This window comes from Streptomyces roseochromogenus subsp. oscitans DS 12.976, from assembly GCF_000497445.1.
GTDB lineage: Bacteria > Actinomycetota > Actinomycetes > Streptomycetales > Streptomycetaceae > Streptomyces > Streptomyces oscitans.
Map to the genome: position 1 here is coordinate 2,925,861 of NZ_CM002285.1, position 17,031 is coordinate 2,942,891.

The 17,031-nt window shown below is 70.1% G+C and carries 18 protein-coding genes and 1 pseudogene; 8 read left to right on the plus strand and 11 right to left on the minus strand.

The window, feature by feature from the left end; translation table 11 throughout:
• The 3 genes from M878_RS62405 to M878_RS62415 all read right to left on the minus strand — a co-directional run.
• Positions 1 to 333: DUF6114 domain-containing protein (locus tag M878_RS62405; protein ID WP_023546688.1), on the minus strand; the 333-nt coding region annotated here is incomplete at its 3' end.
• A 116-nt stretch (positions 334 to 449) separates the two neighbouring features.
• Positions 450 to 1,082, minus strand: a complete 633-nt coding sequence (locus tag M878_RS62410; protein WP_023546689.1) for a DUF6230 family protein — start codon at positions 1,080 to 1,082, stop codon at positions 450 to 452.
• 624 nt (positions 1,083 to 1,706) lie between these two features.
• Positions 1,707 to 2,675, minus strand: coding sequence for a tetratricopeptide repeat protein (locus tag M878_RS62415; protein WP_023546690.1), 969 nt, complete (start codon positions 2,673 to 2,675; stop codon positions 1,707 to 1,709).
• 221 nt (positions 2,676 to 2,896) lie between these two features.
• Between M878_RS62415 and M878_RS62420 the strand changes: the two genes are divergently transcribed.
• Entirely contained in the window at positions 2,897 to 3,598 is a 702-nt protein-coding gene (locus M878_RS62420) for a TetR/AcrR family transcriptional regulator (RefSeq protein WP_023546691.1), read from the plus strand.
• Here the strand turns inward: M878_RS62420 and icmA are convergent.
• The 4 genes from icmA to M878_RS62440 all read right to left on the minus strand — a co-directional run bounded on the left by icmA (position 3,595) and on the right by M878_RS62440 (position 7,629).
• Entirely contained in the window at positions 3,595 to 5,295 is a 1,701-nt protein-coding gene (gene icmA, locus M878_RS62425; RefSeq protein WP_023546692.1) for a coenzyme B12-dependent isobutyryl-CoA mutase large subunit, read from the minus strand. The two genes, M878_RS62420 and icmA, sit on opposite strands and share 4 nt — an antisense overlap.
• 118 nt (positions 5,296 to 5,413) lie before the next feature.
• Positions 5,414 to 5,752: a DUF3817 domain-containing protein gene (locus M878_RS62430; protein ID WP_023546693.1), complete on the minus strand. Its 339-nt coding sequence runs from the start codon at positions 5,750 to 5,752 to the stop codon at positions 5,414 to 5,416.
• A 90-nt stretch (positions 5,753 to 5,842) separates the two neighbouring features.
• Positions 5,843 to 6,376, minus strand: coding sequence for a MarR family winged helix-turn-helix transcriptional regulator (locus M878_RS62435; RefSeq protein ID WP_023546694.1), 534 nt, complete (start codon positions 6,374 to 6,376; stop codon positions 5,843 to 5,845).
• Between the two features lie 11 nt (positions 6,377 to 6,387).
• Positions 6,388 to 7,629, minus strand: a complete 1,242-nt coding sequence (locus tag M878_RS62440) for an MFS transporter (protein WP_031224814.1) — start codon at positions 7,627 to 7,629, stop codon at positions 6,388 to 6,390.
• A gap of 97 nt (positions 7,630 to 7,726) precedes the next feature.
• Here M878_RS62440 and M878_RS62445 point away from each other — a divergent pair, with 97 nt between their 5' ends.
• Complete coding sequence (locus M878_RS62445) at positions 7,727 to 8,713, plus strand: ArsR/SmtB family transcription factor (RefSeq protein WP_023546696.1); 987 nt, start codon at positions 7,727 to 7,729, stop codon at positions 8,711 to 8,713.
• 14 nt (positions 8,714 to 8,727) lie between these two features.
• Here M878_RS62445 and M878_RS62450 read toward each other — a convergent pair whose 3' ends face one another.
• Together M878_RS62450 and M878_RS62455 are read right to left on the minus strand one after the other, a co-directional pair.
• Positions 8,728 to 9,018, minus strand: coding sequence for an MTH1187 family thiamine-binding protein (locus M878_RS62450; RefSeq protein ID WP_023546697.1), 291 nt, complete (start codon positions 9,016 to 9,018; stop codon positions 8,728 to 8,730).
• Complete coding sequence (locus M878_RS62455; protein ID WP_023546698.1) at positions 9,015 to 9,365, minus strand: DUF3817 domain-containing protein; 351 nt, start codon at positions 9,363 to 9,365, stop codon at positions 9,015 to 9,017. Before M878_RS62455 ends, M878_RS62450 begins: the two co-directional genes overlap by 4 nt.
• A 159-nt stretch (positions 9,366 to 9,524) precedes the next feature.
• Between M878_RS62455 and M878_RS62460 the strand changes: the two genes are divergently transcribed.
• The 4 genes from M878_RS62460 to M878_RS62475 all read left to right on the plus strand — a co-directional run bounded on the left by M878_RS62460 (position 9,525) and on the right by M878_RS62475 (position 12,184).
• Positions 9,525 to 10,157, plus strand: coding sequence for an AIM24 family protein (locus M878_RS62460; protein WP_031224815.1), 633 nt, complete (start codon positions 9,525 to 9,527; stop codon positions 10,155 to 10,157).
• A 1-nt stretch (position 10,158) separates the two neighbouring features.
• Entirely contained in the window at positions 10,159 to 10,809 is a 651-nt protein-coding gene (locus M878_RS62465) for an AIM24 family protein (RefSeq protein ID WP_023546700.1), read from the plus strand.
• Positions 10,806 to 11,615, plus strand: coding sequence for an AIM24 family protein (locus M878_RS62470; RefSeq protein WP_023546701.1), 810 nt, complete (start codon positions 10,806 to 10,808; stop codon positions 11,613 to 11,615). Before M878_RS62465 ends, M878_RS62470 begins: the two co-directional genes overlap by 4 nt.
• Before the next feature lie 92 nt (positions 11,616 to 11,707).
• The gene (locus M878_RS62475) at positions 11,708 to 12,184 is read left to right on the plus strand and encodes a MarR family winged helix-turn-helix transcriptional regulator (protein ID WP_023546702.1); all 477 of its coding nucleotides are present in this window, start codon (positions 11,708 to 11,710) and stop codon (positions 12,182 to 12,184) included.
• Between the two features lie 249 nt (positions 12,185 to 12,433).
• Here the strand turns inward: M878_RS62475 and meaB are convergent, their stop codons facing one another.
• Together meaB and M878_RS62485 are read right to left on the minus strand one after the other, a co-directional pair.
• A complete protein-coding gene (gene meaB, locus M878_RS62480) occupies positions 12,434 to 13,390 on the minus strand; it encodes a methylmalonyl Co-A mutase-associated GTPase MeaB (protein ID WP_023546703.1) in 957 nt (318 codons plus the stop codon).
• Between the two features lie 64 nt (positions 13,391 to 13,454).
• Complete coding sequence (locus M878_RS62485; RefSeq protein WP_031224816.1) at positions 13,455 to 14,654, minus strand: acetyl-CoA C-acetyltransferase; 1,200 nt, start codon at positions 14,652 to 14,654, stop codon at positions 13,455 to 13,457.
• 148 nt (positions 14,655 to 14,802) lie between these two features.
• On the opposite strand from M878_RS62485, the gene mce reads away from it, so the two are divergent.
• On the plus strand, positions 14,803 to 15,243 hold the full coding sequence (gene mce, locus M878_RS62490; protein ID WP_023546705.1) for a methylmalonyl-CoA epimerase: 441 nt from the start codon (positions 14,803 to 14,805) through the stop codon (positions 15,241 to 15,243).
• A 209-nt stretch (positions 15,244 to 15,452) separates the two neighbouring features.
• Positions 15,453 to 17,031, plus strand: a pseudogene (gene scy / locus M878_RS62495) (polarized growth protein Scy); the annotation flags it as partial.

Below are 17,031 nucleotides of genomic sequence, written 5' to 3' on the forward strand. Positions count from 1 at the left end.
GAATCCACCGAAGTTGGACACGGGGATGGACACCAGCGCGAGCAGGATCGCCGCGACACCCGCGAACGTGCGGACGTGCTTCTGGAACCAGAGGCTGATGCCCAGGACGACCAGCAGCACGCCGATGATCAGGGATCCGGCTCCCGCGGTGGTCGCCATCGCCAGCGTCAGATGTCCGAGCTGGAGGTGGGCGTACGGGAAGTACATGATCGGAAAGCCGCCGAGCAAGACGAACAGACCAGCCCAGAACGGACGGGTGCCCCGCCAGGCGCGGAACTGCAGCCTCCGGCGGGTGAACTGGCCGGGCGCGGCGGCAGGAGTCTCGGCGCTCATCGAAAACAGCTCCCTGGTGCGGCGTTGCTGTGGTGGTGATGTGGACCGCGTGTGAAGCGCGGCCGGAGAGTGGACAGGCGGGGGCGCCACCGGCTCCCCCGCCCGTCAGTGAGTGCTCAGTAGCACTCGTGCGTACCCGTCTGCACCGACATGTGCAGACCGCTGAGCTTGAAGGTTCCGGCCGTGGTCGCCCAGGCCGTCTGCTTCACACCGGTCAGCGTGGCCGAGTCGGCCTGCTGCGCGAAGCCGTACGGGTTGGACTGCTCCTTCCCGCCCTTCATGCCCGGACCCTTGCCGGCGTCCTTGGCGGCAACACCGATGTCGATGTTGTTGAAGGTGGCGTCGGCGCTGAGGTCGTCGAGGTCGATGTAGAGGTTGTCGGCCTCGACCGGCTTGTCGGCGCCCGCCTTCAGCACCAGGCTCACCGAGCCCAGCACCGGGATGTCCGGCGTGACGACGGACTGGCACATGTTGCTGATCGAGGCGCTCTTGAAGGCCGAGACCGCGACCGGGTGAGCGGTCTTCTGCCCGCTGAGGGTGTAGCCGTCGTCGACCGCGCCGTACTGCTCGAAGCCGGTACCGACCAGTTTGTCCGCGGTCACCTTGAAAGACTGACCCGACACGCTGAACGAGGCGGCGAGAGCGCCCTGCGCGAGGGCGACACCTATGCACGCTGTGGCGGCCACGCTGGGCACCATGACCACAGCGAACCGCTTCCATCTGGTCCCGCCACGCACCTGGGACTCCATTTTTCCTCCTTCTCGGACGTACATCTCCTGGCCCGGAAATCGCCCCAACAGGCGGTCCACCCGGGCAGGGATGGGAGAAGTGCTACGTCCTCGGGAAGGAGAACGCCCGCGCTCGGGGCTGCGAACCGCGCCCGAACCACCGGCGATCACCCCCGAGCGACAACCACTGGTCGCGCCTGACACGCATCACGCACAACCTTGCTGGACAGGCTTCGCCGGGAAGGCGAAGACCCCCCTGCCCAAGAGCCGGCGCCACTGCCGCCGACTCTGCTCGGTGGGGACCCAGTGTCTCCCGCGACCCGACCGGATGTCGGGGTACGGGAATGGACCGAGCGTCGCCGATCGTGGTGCATTCTCGCGCCGGACACAAGGGGGTTCGTTACTGGCTAGTAACGGCTGGATAACCGGAGTACGACCGACCGGTCTCGAAGCGCGACGCTGGGTTGCATCTCAGGGCAGAGCAAAGCCGTTGACCTCTGGACAAAACCAGACAGATCAACGGCTTCGACTTACTCGGAGTAACAGATCGCGCAATTACCAAGATTTGGCAAAGCGGAGTCGCCCTGACGTCTCGTCGGCGAATCTTTCACCTCGGCATCACAAGCCGTGGCGTTTAGCAACTGGTCAGAACAACGCCCGCGCGAGCGCCCTGCGCGCCCCGATCACCCGCGGGTCCTCGGGGCCCACGACCTCGAACAGCTCCAGCAGCCGGCGCCGCACCGCGTCCCGGTCGTCACCGGCGGTGCACCGCACGGTCTCGATCAGCCGCCCGAAGGCGTCCTCGACATGGCCGCCCACCAGGTCCAGGTCGGCGGCGGCGATCTGCGCGGCTGCGTCCTTCGGCTTCGCGGCGGCTTCCTGGCGGACCTGCTGCGGATCGAAGCCCTGCACCCGCTGCAGCAGCTCGGCCTGCGCCAGGCCCAGCTTGGCCTCGGGGTGGGCCGGGTCGTCGGCCAGCACGTTCTTGTACGCCTGGACGGCACCGGCCAGGTCACCGGCGTCCAGGGCATCGGCGGCCGCGTTCAGCGCGGCGTCGTACGGGCCCTCCTGGACCTCGGCGGGGGCGGCGCCGGGCTGTGCGTCCGGGTCGACGGTCAGGCCGGTGATCCCGAAGCGCTGCTCGGCGACCTGCACCAGCTGGTCCAGGGTCTGCCGGATCTGCTGCTCGCCGGCGGCCCCCTGGAAGAGCGGCAGCGCCTGTCCCGCGACGACGGCGAAGACGGCCGGGATCCCCTGGACCCCGAACTGCTGCATCAGCATCTGGTTGGCGTCGACGTCGATCTTGGCGAGGAGGATGCGCCCGTCGTACTCGGCGGCCAGTCGCTCCAGGACCGGGCTCAGCTGCTTGCAGGGCTCACACCACTCGGCCCAGAAGTCGATGACGACGGGGACTTCGGCGGACCGCTGCAGGACATCCCGCTCGAATCCCGCCTCATCGACGTCGATGACGAGATCGGCCGGGGCGACGGCCCCCGTGCCGCCCTGCCGGGCGGCCTCGGCGCGCGTCTGCTCGGCCTTGGCCTTGGCCTCCTGGGCCGCCTTCACCGCGGCGAGGTCGACGACGCCGCTCATGGACATGTTCCGTGGCTGCATGCGTCTATCCTCCCCCGTTACCGCGTCGAAATGAAAAAGTCGTCCGTGCGGGCGCCGGGTCCCCACCCCACGCCCCGTGATCGTCGCTCGCGTACGTCCGGCACGAGCTCTCACGAGCTTTCGCTACGACTCGTAGCGTAATGCCATCGGGACCCCATGCGACACCACCCCCCGGTGATCTCCCTCACGACCGCACAGTTCCCGCCGGTTATGGTCAGGGGATGCAGAGCCGCACTCCCGCCAGCCGTACCGGACGTCCGCGCAGCACCGCGGCGGACACCGCGATCCTGGCCGCGACCCGGGAGGCGCTGGTGGAACTTGGCTGGTCCAAGCTCACCCTGGGAGACGTGGCGACGCGTGCCGGGGTTGCGAAGACCACGCTGTACCGCCGCTGGGCGGGCAAGCCGGAGCTGGTGTGCGACGCGGTGGCGGAGCTGTTCGACGAGCTGGAACTCCCCGACCGCGGCAGCCTCGCGGCCGACATCGAGGGCGTGGTCCTGCAGTTCGCGGCGATCCTGGCCCGTCCGGAGGCAAAGAGTGGCCTGATGGCGGTGGTCGCCGAATCCACCCGCGACGACGCCCTGCGCGAGCGCATCCGCGCCTCCATCGTGGAACGTCAGATGCGCCTGGTCCTGGAGGGCCGCGCCAGGGCCCAGCGCCGCGGCGAACTCCCCCCGGAACCCGATCCGGAGGAGTCCGCCCGCACGGTGGACCTGATCTTCGACATGGTGGCGGGCGCGGTCGTCCACCGCACCCTGGTAAGCGGCAAACCGGCGAACGAGGACTGGGTCCACAGCTTCACACAGGTACTGCTGCTGGGCCTGACAGGAGCCTCCCAGCCGAGCGTGGGGGAGGGTGGGCACAGGCCGGAGGTCCAGGGGGCGGAGCCCCCTGGTGCGCCCGCACGGGGCAACGGCGCCTAGAAACCGGCCGGTTCCGTGTACACGCCCCACTCGTCCCGCAGCACCCCGCAGATCTCGCCCAGCGTCGCCTCGGCCCGCACAGCGTCCAGCATCGGCTCGATCATGTTGGCACCGTCACGCGCGGCGGCCAGCATCGCGTCCAGCGCCGAGCGCACCGCCGCCGCGTCCCGCGCCCCCTTCCGCTCGCCCAGGATGCGGACCTGCTCCCGCTCCACCTCATGGCTCACCCGCAGGATCTCCAGATCCCCGGTGACGGACCCGGTGGCGACGTTGACGCCGACGACCTTCTTGTCGCCCTTCTCCAGCGCCTGCTGATAGCGGAAGGCGGACTCGGCGATCTCGCCGGTGAACCACCCGTCCTCGATGCCGCGCAGGATCCCGGAGGTGATCGGCCCGATCGGGTGCCGCCCATCCGGGTGCGCCCGCAGACCCCGCTCCCTTATCTGCTCGAAGATCTTCTCCGCGTCCGCCTCGATCCGGTCCGTCAGCTGCTCGACGTACCACGAACCGCCCAGCGGATCGGCCACGTTGGCGACCCCGGTCTCCTCCATCAGCACCTGCTGCGTGCGCAGCGCGATCTCCGCCGCCTGCTCACTCGGCAGGGCCAGCGTCTCGTCGAGCGCGTTGGTGTGCAGCGAGTTGGTCCCGCCCAGCACGGCGGCCAGCGCCTCCACGGCCGTACGCACCACGTTGTTGTACGGCTGCTGCGCGGTCAGCGACACACCCGCGGTCTGTGTGTGGAACCGCAGCCACTGCGCCTTCTCGGACCGGGCGCCATAGACATCCCGCATCCACCGGGCCCAAATGCGCCGCGCCGCACGGAACTTGGCGATCTCCTCGAAGAAATCGACGTGCGCGTCGAAGAAGAAGGAGAGGCCGGGCGCGAAGACATCGACGTCCAGGCCGCGGCTGAGCCCCAGCTCGACGTACCCGAAGCCGTCCGCCAGCGTGTAGGCCAGCTCCTGCGCGGCCGTCGACCCGGCCTCGCGGATGTGGTACCCGGAGACGGACAGCGGCTTGTAGGCGGGGATGCCGGCCGCGCAGTACTCCATCAGGTCGCCGATGAGGCGCAGATGCGGCTCGGGCTGGAAGAGCCACTCCTTCTGGGCGATGTACTCCTTGAAGATGTCGGTCTGGAGCGTGCCGTTGAGGACCGAAGGGTCCACACCCTGGCGCTCGGCGGCGACCAGGTACATGCAGAAGACGGGTACGGCGGGCCCGCTGATGGTCATGGAGGTGGTGACGTCGCCGAGCGGGATGTCCTTGAACAGGACCTCCATGTCGGCGGCCGAGTCGATGGCGACGCCGCAGTGCCCGACCTCGCCGAGCGAGCGCGGATCGTCGGAGTCCCGCCCCATGAGCGTCGGCATGTCGAAGGCGACGGACAGCCCGCCGCCGCCCGCGGCCAGGATCATCTTGTACCGCTCGTTGGTCTGCTCGGCGTTGCCGAACCCGGCGAACTGCCGGATCGTCCAGGTACGCCCGCGGTAGCCGGTCGGATGGAGCCCGCGCGTGAAGGGGTACTCCCCGGGCCAGCCGATCCGCTCGAATCCCTCGTACGTATCGCCCGGTCGGGGCCCGTACACCGGCTCCACGGGATCACCGGAGAGCGTGGTGAAGTCAGCGTCGCGCGTGCGCGCGGCGTCATAGCGGGCCTGCCAGCGCCGGCGGCCCTCCTCGATGGCGTGAGCGTCCATACCATCGAATTTACTAGGACGTCCAAGTAAATGTCGATGGCCGACCGCCACACGAAGACGTGCGGCGGTGGAGTCCCGGTCGTACGGCGCCCGCGCCGCGGGCGCCGGCCGCCGTGCCTCAGGCCTTGGCCGCGACCGGGGCCGGGTCGGCGGCCCTGGCCTCCAGCTCGTGGCTGATCCGGCGCTCGACGAAGAAGGCGGCGGTGGGGATGGTCCCCGCGAGCAGCACCCACAGCTGCTTGCCGACGGGCCACTTCGCCTTCGAGCCCAGGTCGAACGCGAAGATCAGGTAGACGACGTACAGCCAGCCGTGGGCGATGGCCACGACGCGCGTGAAGTCCGCGGCACCGCTGATGTCCAGCCCGTACTTGGCGATCATGCTCAGGCACAGCAGCACCAGCAGGACACCGGTGGTGTAGGCCATGACGCGGTAACGGGTCAGCACGCTCTTCTTCATGGGGTCGAGCGTAACCACCCGTTCCGGGAGATCTTGGCCGGGGTCGGCCCTCGTCTCAGCCGACGTGTCAGCCGTGTCTCAGCCCTCGTATCAGCCCTCGTATCGGCCGGCGTCTCCGTCGTCGTCGAAATCGTGTGCCGCGATCCGCAGCGGGCGGAGCATCGCGAAGATCTCCGCGCACTCTTCCGCGTCGTACACCCCGAGCCCGAAATCCATGGCCATCAGGTCGTGAGTGGCCGCGTCGACCACCTCGCGGCCCTTGTCGGTGATGACGGCGAGGGTGCCGCGGCCGTCGTTCGGGTTGGGGCGCTTGGCGACCAGCCCGGACTTCACCAGCCGGTCGACGGTGTTGGTCACGGACGTGGGATGCACCATCAGCCGCTCACCGATCTTGGACATCGGCAGCTCGCCGGCCTTGGAGAAGGTGAGCAGCACCAGTGCCTCGTAGCGCGCGAACGTCAGTCCGTACGGCTTGACCACCGCGTCCACCTCGGCGAGCAGGATCTGCTGGGCCCGCATGATCGAGGTGATCGCGGCCATGGACGGCACGTTTCCCCAGCGCTGCTTCCAGAGCTCGTCGGCGCGGGCGATGGGGTCGAAGGGGAGGCTGAGTGGCTTCGGCACGTCATCAGACCCTACCGGCCGGTCATATTCCGGGCAGCCCCGTCTCGGCTTTCGGTCGCCCGGGCCGCCACGGCCAGCCCGCAGCAGCACAGCACACCCGCCACACCGGCTCCGGCGACGGCCGTACGCACCCCCGCCATCTGCGCCGCCACCCCGGCCAGCGTCATGCCGACGCCCTGCACGGTCATCAGCCCGGCGCTCAGCACGGTCATGGCCCGCCCGCGCAGCTCCTTCGGCACGGCCCGCACGAACCACTGGTCCAGGCCCAGGGTGTACGCCGATCCGGCCCCGGACAGCAGCAGGAGCAGCAGGGACAGGGCGAGTCCGGGGCGCAGGGCGTATCCGAGGTACGGCAGCAGGGTCAGGCAGAGCAGCGGGAGCGCGACGCGTTCGCGGGCCGCGGGTCCGAGCCTGGCTCCGGCGAACAGTTCGCCGGCCACCGTGCCGACGGGCAGGGCGCACATCAGCAGGCCGAGCCCCGTGGAGCCACGGCCCAGCTCGTCGGCGTACGGTGCCGCCAGCGCCTCGGGGACGACGGAGAACGCCGCCGGGATCCAGAACATCAGCAGCAGCACGCGGACCCGGCGGTCGGCGAACAGCAGGCGCGGGCCCGGCGCCGGGGCGCCCGCGCTCGGGCGGGTGCGGGCCGGGCGGTGCCGGGTGCCACAGCGCAGCAGCGTGGCGGAGGCGAGGAAGGTGCCGACGGTGATCAGCAGGGCGTGGCGCGGGCTGACGGCCGTCAGCAGCAGACCGCCGAGGCCGTAGCCGACGAGCAGGGCGCTCTGGGCGACGATCCGCAGCAAGGAGCGGCCGAGCACGAACAGGTCGCCGTCGCCGAGGACGTCGGCCAGCGTGGCCATCCGGGTGCCGGCGAACACCGGCGAGACGACGGCGAGCGCGCAGCGCAGCGCGAGCAGCAGGCCGATTCCGGAGCCGGGGACGGTCATCAGGGCCACACAGCCCGCGCACACCAGGTCACAGGCGACCAGCACACGCCGGGCGGGGAAGCGGTCGGCGACGGGTGCGAGCAGGGTGCCGCCGACGGCGTACGGCAGGAAGCCCAGCGCGAAGGTGAGCGCGCTGAGCAGGGGTGAGCGGGTGAGGTCGTAGACGAGGACGGACAGCGCGATCTCGCTGACGATCACGCCGAGCATGGACAGCACATGGGCGGCGAAGACGGCCCGGAACTCGGGCACGGCGAAGACACGGCCGTAGCCGGCGGACGGCGGGGCGGCCTTGGACGGAGCGGACATGCCGGGCAGCGTGCCCGGGAACGGACGCGGGGCCATAGAGTTTCGGCCCCAGCCGAATCTTCCGCCCCTGTCCTCCGACCGTTCGGGGAGGTGACCCGTGCCCTCACAGCTGCGCTTCGGCGACGGCGACTTTCTGCGCTGCCGGTTCGCGATCTCACCGCTGTGGGAGACGCAGGAGGCGGTGCGCACCCTGAAGCGGCCGGACCGGCACGCCTACCAGGCGCCCTGGCTACGGCGGATCAGGGACGCGGCGGGCGGCCTCGACCTGACTCCGCTGTGGCTCCTGATGCCCCGGCGGGGGCACTCTCCCGACTGGCTCGGTGCGCCGCCGATCGGACCGGCCGCGACATTCGAGGAGGAGATAGCGGCCGTACGGGCGTCCGACCCGGAGGCGGCCCGCGAGGACACCGCCCTCTCGCTGGCCTGCACGCCGGGCGCGCTGGATTCGGCGCAGGGCAGGGCGTGGCTGGCGCATCCGGCACGCATGATCACGGAGCTGGCGGACGCCATGGAGGAGGCGTGGCAGGTGCTGATCGCACCGGACTGGCCCCGGCTGCGGGCTCTGCTGGAGGCGGACGTGGCCTTCCACTCGCGCCGGCTGGCCGAGGTGGGGCTCGGCACGCTGCTGCCCGAGCTGGACCCCCGGCTGTCCTGGGACGGCCGTACGCTGACGCTCGCACAGCACATCGAGTACACGCGCGACCTCGACGGCCAGGGCCTGGTCCTGATGCCGAGCGTCTTCTCCTGGCCCGACGTGATCACGGGTTTCGAACCCCCGTGGCAGCCCACGCTGGTCTACCCGGCCCGCGGCATCGCCGGCCTGTGGACCGAGCCGGGCAGACACACTCCGGACGCGCTGGTACGACTGCTGGGCCGCAACCGGGCTGCGGTCCTGTCCGCGCTGGACGAACCCGCGACGACGAGCACCCTCGCCCACCGCATGGGCCTGGCCCCGTCCTCGGTCTCGTCCCATCTGACGGTGCTGCGCGACGCAGGCCTGCTGACAGCCCGCCGCTACGGCCACCAGGTGCTGTACGAACGAACACCGCTGGGGATGACACTGACAGCGGGACAGCCGGCCTGAAAGGGGCGCGGGACCTATGCCAGGTGACGTTCGACCGTTTCCACCTTGGACGTGAGCCCATCCGTCACGCCGGGACGAATGTCGGCCTTGAGGACGAGCGACACACGCGGCACCCGCTCCTCCACCACGGCGACGGCACGCTTGACGACGTCCATGACCTCGTCCCACTCCCCCTCGATGGAGGTGAACATCGCGTCGGTCCGGTTGGGCAGACCCGACTCGCGCACCACACGCACGGCGTCGGCGACGTACTCCCCCACGTCCTCGCCGACACCGAGAGGCGTCACGGAGAAGGCGACGATCATGCGTTCACGACCCCTTCCTTGCGGGCGCGGGCGGCGATGACGGCGTCCTCGGCCTCGCGGCGCAGCGCACGCTCGATGATGAAGCCGCCGAACGGGATGATCGAGTAGGCGAAGTAGAGGGCCGCCTTGCCCTTGTTCCACTTGGTGCGGTTCCAGGCGTCCGCCCAGAAGATCACGTAGAGGATGAACAGCACGCCGTGGATCGGGCCCAGCACCGGGGCCACGTTCACTCCGGAGTCGACCGTGTACTTGATGATCGTGCAGGTCGCGAGAACGATCCAGGAAATGCCCTCCGGCACGGAGATGAGGCGGAGGCGGCGGATGGCGGAGGCTGTCTTGAGGTCCACTGGTCACCTTCGGTGGGAGAGACGTCCACAGTTTGTGAACGGAAGCACAAGCGAGCCCCATTGTGGCAAACGGCGCCCGTAGGGGTCCGCTCAGGGTCGGTATCCACCCACGGGGCCTGTTCCGTCCACCCGCCGCGCCGCTACTTTCGCTGCGTGGCGATGTTCCGACTCCAAGGCAGCAAGGTGCTCGCCGTCGAGATGACCGGGGATGCCGTGAAGGCGAAGAACGGCTCGATGGTGGCGTACGACGGGCAGATGAGTTTCAAGAAGCTCACCGGTGGCGGTGAGGGGCTGCGCGGGATGGTGACCCGGCGGCTCACCGGCGAGCAGATGACGGTGATGGAGGTGAAGGGGCACGGGACGTGCTGGTTCGCGGACCGCGCCTCGGAGATCAACCTTGTGGGCCTCCAGGGGGACAAGCTGTACGTCGAGTCGAGCAATCTCCTCGTGACGGACGCGGGGCTGCGGACGGGCACGACGTTCACCGGACTGCGCGGCGCCTCGCAGGGCAACGGGCTGTTCACGACGACGGTCGAGGGACACGGTCAGGCGGCGATCATGTCCGACGGGCCGGCGGTCGTGCTCCGGGTCAGCCCGCAGTACCCGCTGATCGTCGACCCGGGTGCCTATATCGCCCACCAGGGCGATGTCCGGCAGTCCTTCCAGTCGGGCGTGACGTTCCGCACGTTGTTCGGGGAGGGCGGAGGCGAGGCCTTCCAGATCCGCTTCGAGGGCGACGGCCTGGTGTACGTGCAGCCGAGCGAGCGGAACACGATCGCGGGGGATCTCTGACATGACGTTCCGGGAGATCAACTCCAAGATGGTCGAGGCGACCGTGCTGCCGGGGCAGCGGCTGTACAGCCAGCGCGGCGCGATGCTCGCCTACAAGGGGGACGTGTCCTTCACGCCGAACATCCAGGGCGGCCAGGGCGGGCTGATGTCCATGATCGGGCGCCGGGTGTCCGGCGAGGCGACCCCGCTGATGACCGTCGAGGGCAGCGGCACCGTTTTCTTCGGGCACGGCGGCCACCACGTCCATGTCATCAACCTCACCGGCGACACCCTCTACGTCGAGGCCGACCGGCTGCTCGCCTTCGAGGGCACGCTCCGGCAGGGCACGATGTTCATGGGTTCGCAGGGCGGGGTGATGGGCCTGGTCCGGGGCCAGGTCACCGGGCAGGGCCTGTTCACCACCACCCTCCAGGGCCAGGGCTCGGTCGCCGTGATGGCGCACGGCGGTGTCTTCGAGATCCCGGTCACCCCCCAGCGCCCGGTCCACGTCGACCCGCAGGCGTACGTCGCCCATCACGGCGAGGTCCGCAACAAGCTGTCCGCCGCGCTCGGCTGGCGCGAGATGGTGGGCCGCGGCTCCGGTGAGGCCTTCCAGCTGGAGCTGAGCGGCAGCGGCACGGTGTACGTCCAGGCGTCGGAGGAGAAGCTGTGAGCACCTACGGAACTCCGGGCGCCGGACCGGTCGTGTACGACCCGATGACCCTGCCCGCCGACGACAACGTGAACAAGTACACGTTCTGTGTCGAGCTCAAGAGCGGGCAGTGGTTCCTGCAGAAGGGAAAGATGATCGCCTACTACGGGGCGATCGAGTTCAACGGCATCGGACACGGGCGACTCGACCGAATTGTCCGTACGTCATTCCATTCGCCACTGCACGCGAGCGACTGGGTCGTGGCGGCCGGCTCGGGCAAGATGCTCCTCGCCGACCGGGCCTTCGACGTCAACTCCTACGACCTGGACGACGGGAACTTGACCATTCGCGCGGGCAACCTGCTCGCTTTTCAGCCAAGTCTCGCGCTCAAGCAATCGATCGTGCCGGGTTTTCTGACCCTTATCGGAACCGGAAAGTTTGTGGCCGCATCTAACGGTCCGGTGGTGTTCATGGAACCTCCGATCCGGGTCGACCCGCAGGCGCTCGTCGGGTGGGCCGACTGCCCGTCGCCGTGCCATCACTACGACCACGGCTATCTGGCGGGTGTGCTGGGCGGTCTACGTGCGATGACGGGCCTCGGCGGGGTTTCCGGGGAGGAGCACCAGTTCGAGTTCGTGGGTGCCGGGACGGTCCTGCTGCAGTCGACGGAGACCCTCATGGGCGAGGCGGCGACGGGGGTCGTGCCGGCCGAACCAGGGGTGCCCGGAGGTGGCGGTGCGGCACCGAGCGGACACAGTCCGCAACCGTCCGGCGCACCGCGCCTTCCCGGACAGCTGGGGGACCTCCAGCGTCGCTTCGGGCTGTGAGCGGTAGTCTGCGGAGTGTGACGTCGAACGCGTGCGCACTGTCACACCATCCAAAGTAGTTCGCCATTCAACTTCTTAGGTAGACTTCATTCATGGAGACTGAGACGGCCACGCACTGGCTGACCGATGCGGAGCAGTGCGCCTGGCGCACCCACCTGGAGGTCAACAGGCTGTTGACGTACCAGCTGGAGAAGGATCTGCAGCCGTTCGGCCTGACTATGAACGACTACGAGATCCTCGTGAACCTGTCCGAGTCGGACGACCTGCGCATGCGGATGAGCGACCTCGCCTCCGCGACCCTGCAGTCCAAGAGCCGGCTCTCGCACCAGATCACGCGCATGGAGAACGCGAATCTGGTGCGTCGTGAGAACTGCGAGTCCGATCGGCGGGGGCTGTACGCCGTGCTGACCGAGCACGGCATGGAGACGATGAAGAAGGTGGCGCCACATCATGTCGCCTCCGTGCGGCGGCATTTCATCGACCTGCTGTCGCCGGAGGCCCTGACAGAACTGGACAAGGCTCTGAAGCCGATCGCCGACCACCTGCGGGGGCAGCGGGGGCGCCCCTGAGCTTGACGTCAGGCGGGGGGTGGGGGGTGGGTGCGCTTGCCCGCGTTGGCGGGGCGGCCTCCCCCCGGAGGGGTTCCCCCAGGGGCGGCGGCGCCAAGAAGGCCGACAGCACTGCAACGCCCCAGGGGCGCGGGGAACTGCGCGACCGGCGCACCACCGCCCGCAGCCTGCGAGCCCCGCAGCCGTACCCGTGCCATGGGACAGGCGGGTGCGCTCCACGCCGCTGCCCGGTAAGGAAGTTGACCAGGCTCAGCCCTGGGTCAGGCCCGCCACCAGTTCGTCCGCCGCGCGGTACGGGTCCAGTTCGCCCGCGACGATCCGCTCCGCGAGCGCGCTGAGGCGGCGGTCGCCGTGGAGGTCGCCGATGCGCTCGCGCAGCGCCGTGACGGCGATGGTCTCCACCTCGCGGGCCGCGCGGGCCCTGCGGCGCTCGGTGAGCACACCGCGCTCCTCCATCCACGCGCGGTGCTTCTCCAGGGCCTCCACGACCTCGTCGATGCCCTCGGCACGGGCCGCGACCGTCTTCACGATCGGCGGGCGCCAGTCGCCGGGACCGCGGGACTCGCCCAGGCCCAGCATGTGGTTCAGCTCGCGGGCCGTGGCGTCGGCGCCGTCCCGGTCGGCCTTGTTGACGACGTACACGTCGCCGATCTCCAGGATGCCCGCCTTCGCCGCCTGGATGCCGTCGCCCATGCCCGGGGCGAGGAGGACCACCGATGTGTCCGCCTGGGAGGCGATCTCCACCTCCGACTGGCCGACGCCCACCGTCTCGACCAGGATCACGTCGCAGCCCGCGGCGTCCAGGACGCGGATCGCCTGCGGTGCGGCCCAGGCGAGGCCGCCCAGGTGGCCGCGCGTGGCCATCGAGCGGATGTAGACGCCGGGGTCCGAGGCGTGCTCCGACATACGGACGCGGTCGCCGAGCAGGGCTCCGCCCGAGAACGGGGAGGACGGGTCGACGGCCAGGACGCCGACCCGCTTTCCCTGTTTGCGATAGGCACTCACGAGCGCCGAGGTCGACGTCGACTTGCCGACTCCCGGGGAGCCGGTGAGGCCCACCACATACGCGTTGCCGGTCAAGGGCGCCAGCGCCGCCATGACCTCCCTGAGCTGCGGGGACGCCCCCTCCACCAGGGAGATCAGCCGGGCCACGGCCCGCGGCCGGCCTTCCCTGGCCTGGGCCACCAGAGAGGAGACGTCCTGCATCCAACAGCTCCATTCACTTCAGCGACGTACAACCGACGTACAAAGACCGACGTACAGCGAAGGTTCAGGCCTTCGGCACCCGCACGATGAGCGCGTCGCCCTGGCCGCCGCCACCGCACAGCGCGGCCGCGCCGACGCCGCCGCCGCGGCGCTTGAGCTCGAGCGCCAAGTGGAGCACGAGGCGGGCGCCGGACATGCCGATCGGGTGGCCCAGCGCGATCGCGCCGCCGTTGACGTTCACCCTTTCCGTGGACACGCCGAGGTCTTTCATTGACTGCACGGCGACCGCGGCGAAGGCCTCGTTGATCTCGATGAGGTCGAGGTCGGAGACCTCCAGGCCCTCCTTCTTCAGGGCGTGGAGTATGGCGTTGGACGGCTGGGACTGCAGGGAGTTGTCCGGGCCGGCCACATTGCCGTGCGCGCCGATCTCGGCGAGCCAGGTCAGGCCCAGCTCCTCGGCCTTGGCCTTGCTCATCACGACCACGGCCGCCGCGCCGTCGGAGATCTGCGAGGAGGTGCCGGCGGTGATCGTGCCCTCGCGGGCGAAGGCCGGGCGGAGCTTGCCGAGGGACTCCACCGTGGTGTCGCCGCGGATGCCCTCGTCCTTGCTGAACAGGACCGGGTCGCCCTTGCGCTGCGGGATCTCCACCGGGGTGATCTCGGCCTCGAACAGGCCGTTCTTCTGCGCGGCGGCGGCCCGCTGGTGGGACAGGGCGGCGATCTCGTCCTGCTCGGGGCGGGCGATGCCGAGGCGGGTGTTGTGCTTCTCGGTGGACTCGCCCATGGGGAGGCCCTCGAAGGAGTCGGTCAGGCCGTCGTAGGCCATCGCGTCGAGCATCTCCACCGCGCCGTACTTGAAGCCCTCGCGGGACTTCGGCAGCAGGTGCGGGGCGTTGGTCATGGACTCCTGGCCGCCCGCCACGACGATGTCGAACTCGCCGGCGCGGATCAGCTGGTCGGCCAGGGCGATGGCGTCGAGGCCGGAGAGACACACCTTGTTGACGGTGAGCGCCGGGACGTTCATCGGGATGCCGGCCTTGACGGCGGCCTGGCGGGCCGGGATCTGTCCGGCGCCGGCCTGCAGCACCTGGCCCATGATCACGTACTGCACCTGGTCGCCGCCGATACCCGCACGGTCGAGGGCGGCCTTGATCGCGAAGCCGCCCAGGTCGGCCCCGGAGAAGGACTTGAGGGAGCCCAGAAGTCGTCCCATGGGCGTGCGCGCGCCCGCGACGATCACGGAGCTGGTCGTTCCAGAAGGCATGAGCTGCGATCCCCTTACCGGCCTGCACAGCCGAGGAGTGAACGAGGGTTTACTTCGAATGTACTGATGGCACTCCGTGCCGTCATCGGGCCGTCGGTGTGATCGCGCGCACGTTGCGTAACCATGCGCGGCGCGCTGCACTGAATCCATGCTGACGCGAATCGACCACATCGGGATCGCCTGCCACGACCTCGACGCGACCGTCGAGTTCTACCGGGCCACGTACGGCTTCGAGGTGTTCCACACCGAGGTCAACGAGGAGCAGGGCGTGCGCGAGGCCATGCTCAGGATCAACGAGACCTCGGACGGCGGCGCCTCCTATCTCCAGCTGCTGGAACCGACCCGCGAGGACTCCGCGGTCGGCAAGTGGCTGGCGAAGAACGGCGAGGGCGTCCACCACATCGCCTTCGGTACGGCGGATGTGGACACCGACTCCGAGGCGATCCGGGGCAAGGGCGTACGCGTGCTGTACGACGAGCCCCGGCGCGGTTCCATGGGGTCGCGGATCACCTTCCTGCACCCGAAGGATTGCCACGGCGTCCTGACAGAACTGGTCACTTCGGCCCCGGTTGAGTCGCCCGAGCACTGACCCCCGTACATAAGGGCCGGTAGGGTTGGGGGCGGTCGTCCCCGAAACACCGGGGACGACCGCATGCCGGGGTCCGGGTTTCGGGGGACGAGCGTCGGGGCAGCAGCCCGTGCTCCGCCGTTGATCTGACACCATTCCCCGGGGGCCCCGTTCGGCGGATGGACGGAGCTCGTTGGAGAAGCTGACCAGGGGACGGATGGGACCGCGCAGTGCGGGGCTACGAGAGCCAGGAGCGAGAGCCGGCGGCTGACGTCGACCACCTCTCTCGGTTCGAGGCCGAGATGAAGCGGCTGAAGACCGAGCGGGAAAAGGCGATCCAGCACGCCGAGGACCTCGGCTACCAGGTCGAGGTGCTGCGCGCCAAGCTGCACGAGGCGCGCCGCACCCTCATGACCCGGCCCGCCTTCGACGGCGGTGACATCGGCTATCAGGCCGAGCAGTTGCTCCGTAATGCCCAGATCCAGGCCGACCAGCTGCGCCAGGAAGCCGAGCGGATGGCCGCGGAGGCCCGCGCGCAGACCCAGCGGATCCTGCAGGAGCACGCCGAGCAGGCCGCCCGGCTCCAGGCCGAGCTGCACCAGGAGGCGGTGACCCGGCGCCAGCAGCTCGACCAGGAGCTGGCCGAGCGCCGCGCCACCGTCGAGTCGCACGTCAACGAGAACGTGGCCTGGGCGGAGCAGCTGCGCGCCCGCACCGAGCAGCAGGCCCGCCGGCTGCTGGACGAGTCCCGCACCGAGGCCGACCAGGCGATGGCCACCGCCCGCGCGGAGGCCGAGCGGCTGACCCGGGAGGCCAGGGAGCGCCTGCAGAGCGACGCCGAGGCGGCCCGCGCGGAGGCCGAGCAGATCCTGCGCCGCGCCCGCACGGACGCCGAGCGCCTGCTGAACGCGGCGTCCACGCAGGCCCAGGAGGCCACCGACCACGCCGAGCAGCTGCGCACCACCACGGCCAGCGAGTCGGACGCGGCCCGCAAGCAGTCCGCCGAGCTGAGCCGGGCCGCCGAGGAGCGGATGGCGGCGGCCGAGGAGGCGCTGCGCAAGGCGCAGGCCGAGGCCGAGAAGGTGGTCACCGAGGCCGAGCAGGCCGCCGCCAAGGCGCTGGCCGGCGCCGAGGCCGCCAACGAGACCCGGACGCGCACGGCCAAGGAGCAGGTCGCCCGGCTGGTCGAGGAAGCCACCAAGGAGGCCGAGAACACCAGGTCCGAGGCCGAGCAGCTGGTCGCGGACGCGCGTGCCGAGGCCGAGAAGATCGTCGCCGAGGCCGGCGAGAAGGCCCGCTCGATCACCGCCGAGGAGACGGCGAGCCAGCTGTCCAAGGCGGCCAAGACCGCCGAGGACGTGCTCAACAAGGCGTCGGAGGACGCCCAGAAGACCACCAAGGCCGCCACCGAGGAGGCCGAGCGGATCCGCACCGAGGCCGAGGCCGAGGCGGACCGGCTGCGCGCCGAGGCGCACGACATCGCCGAGGAGCTCAAGGGCGCGGCGAAGGACGACACCAAGGAGTACCGGGCCAAGACGGTCGAGCTGCAGGAGGAGGCCCGCCGGCTGCGCGGCGAGGCCGAGCAGCTGCGCGCCGACGCGGTCGCCGAGGGCGAGTCGATCCGCGCGGAGGCCCGCCGGGAGGCGGTCGCGCAGATCGAGGAGGCGGCCAAGTCCGCCGAGGAGCTGCTGGCCAAGGCCAAGGCGGACGCCGACGAGCTGCGGCAGACCGCGACCACCGACAGCGAGAAGGTCCGCACCGAGGCCATCGAGCGGGCCACCAGCTTGCGCCGGCAGGCCGAGGAGACCC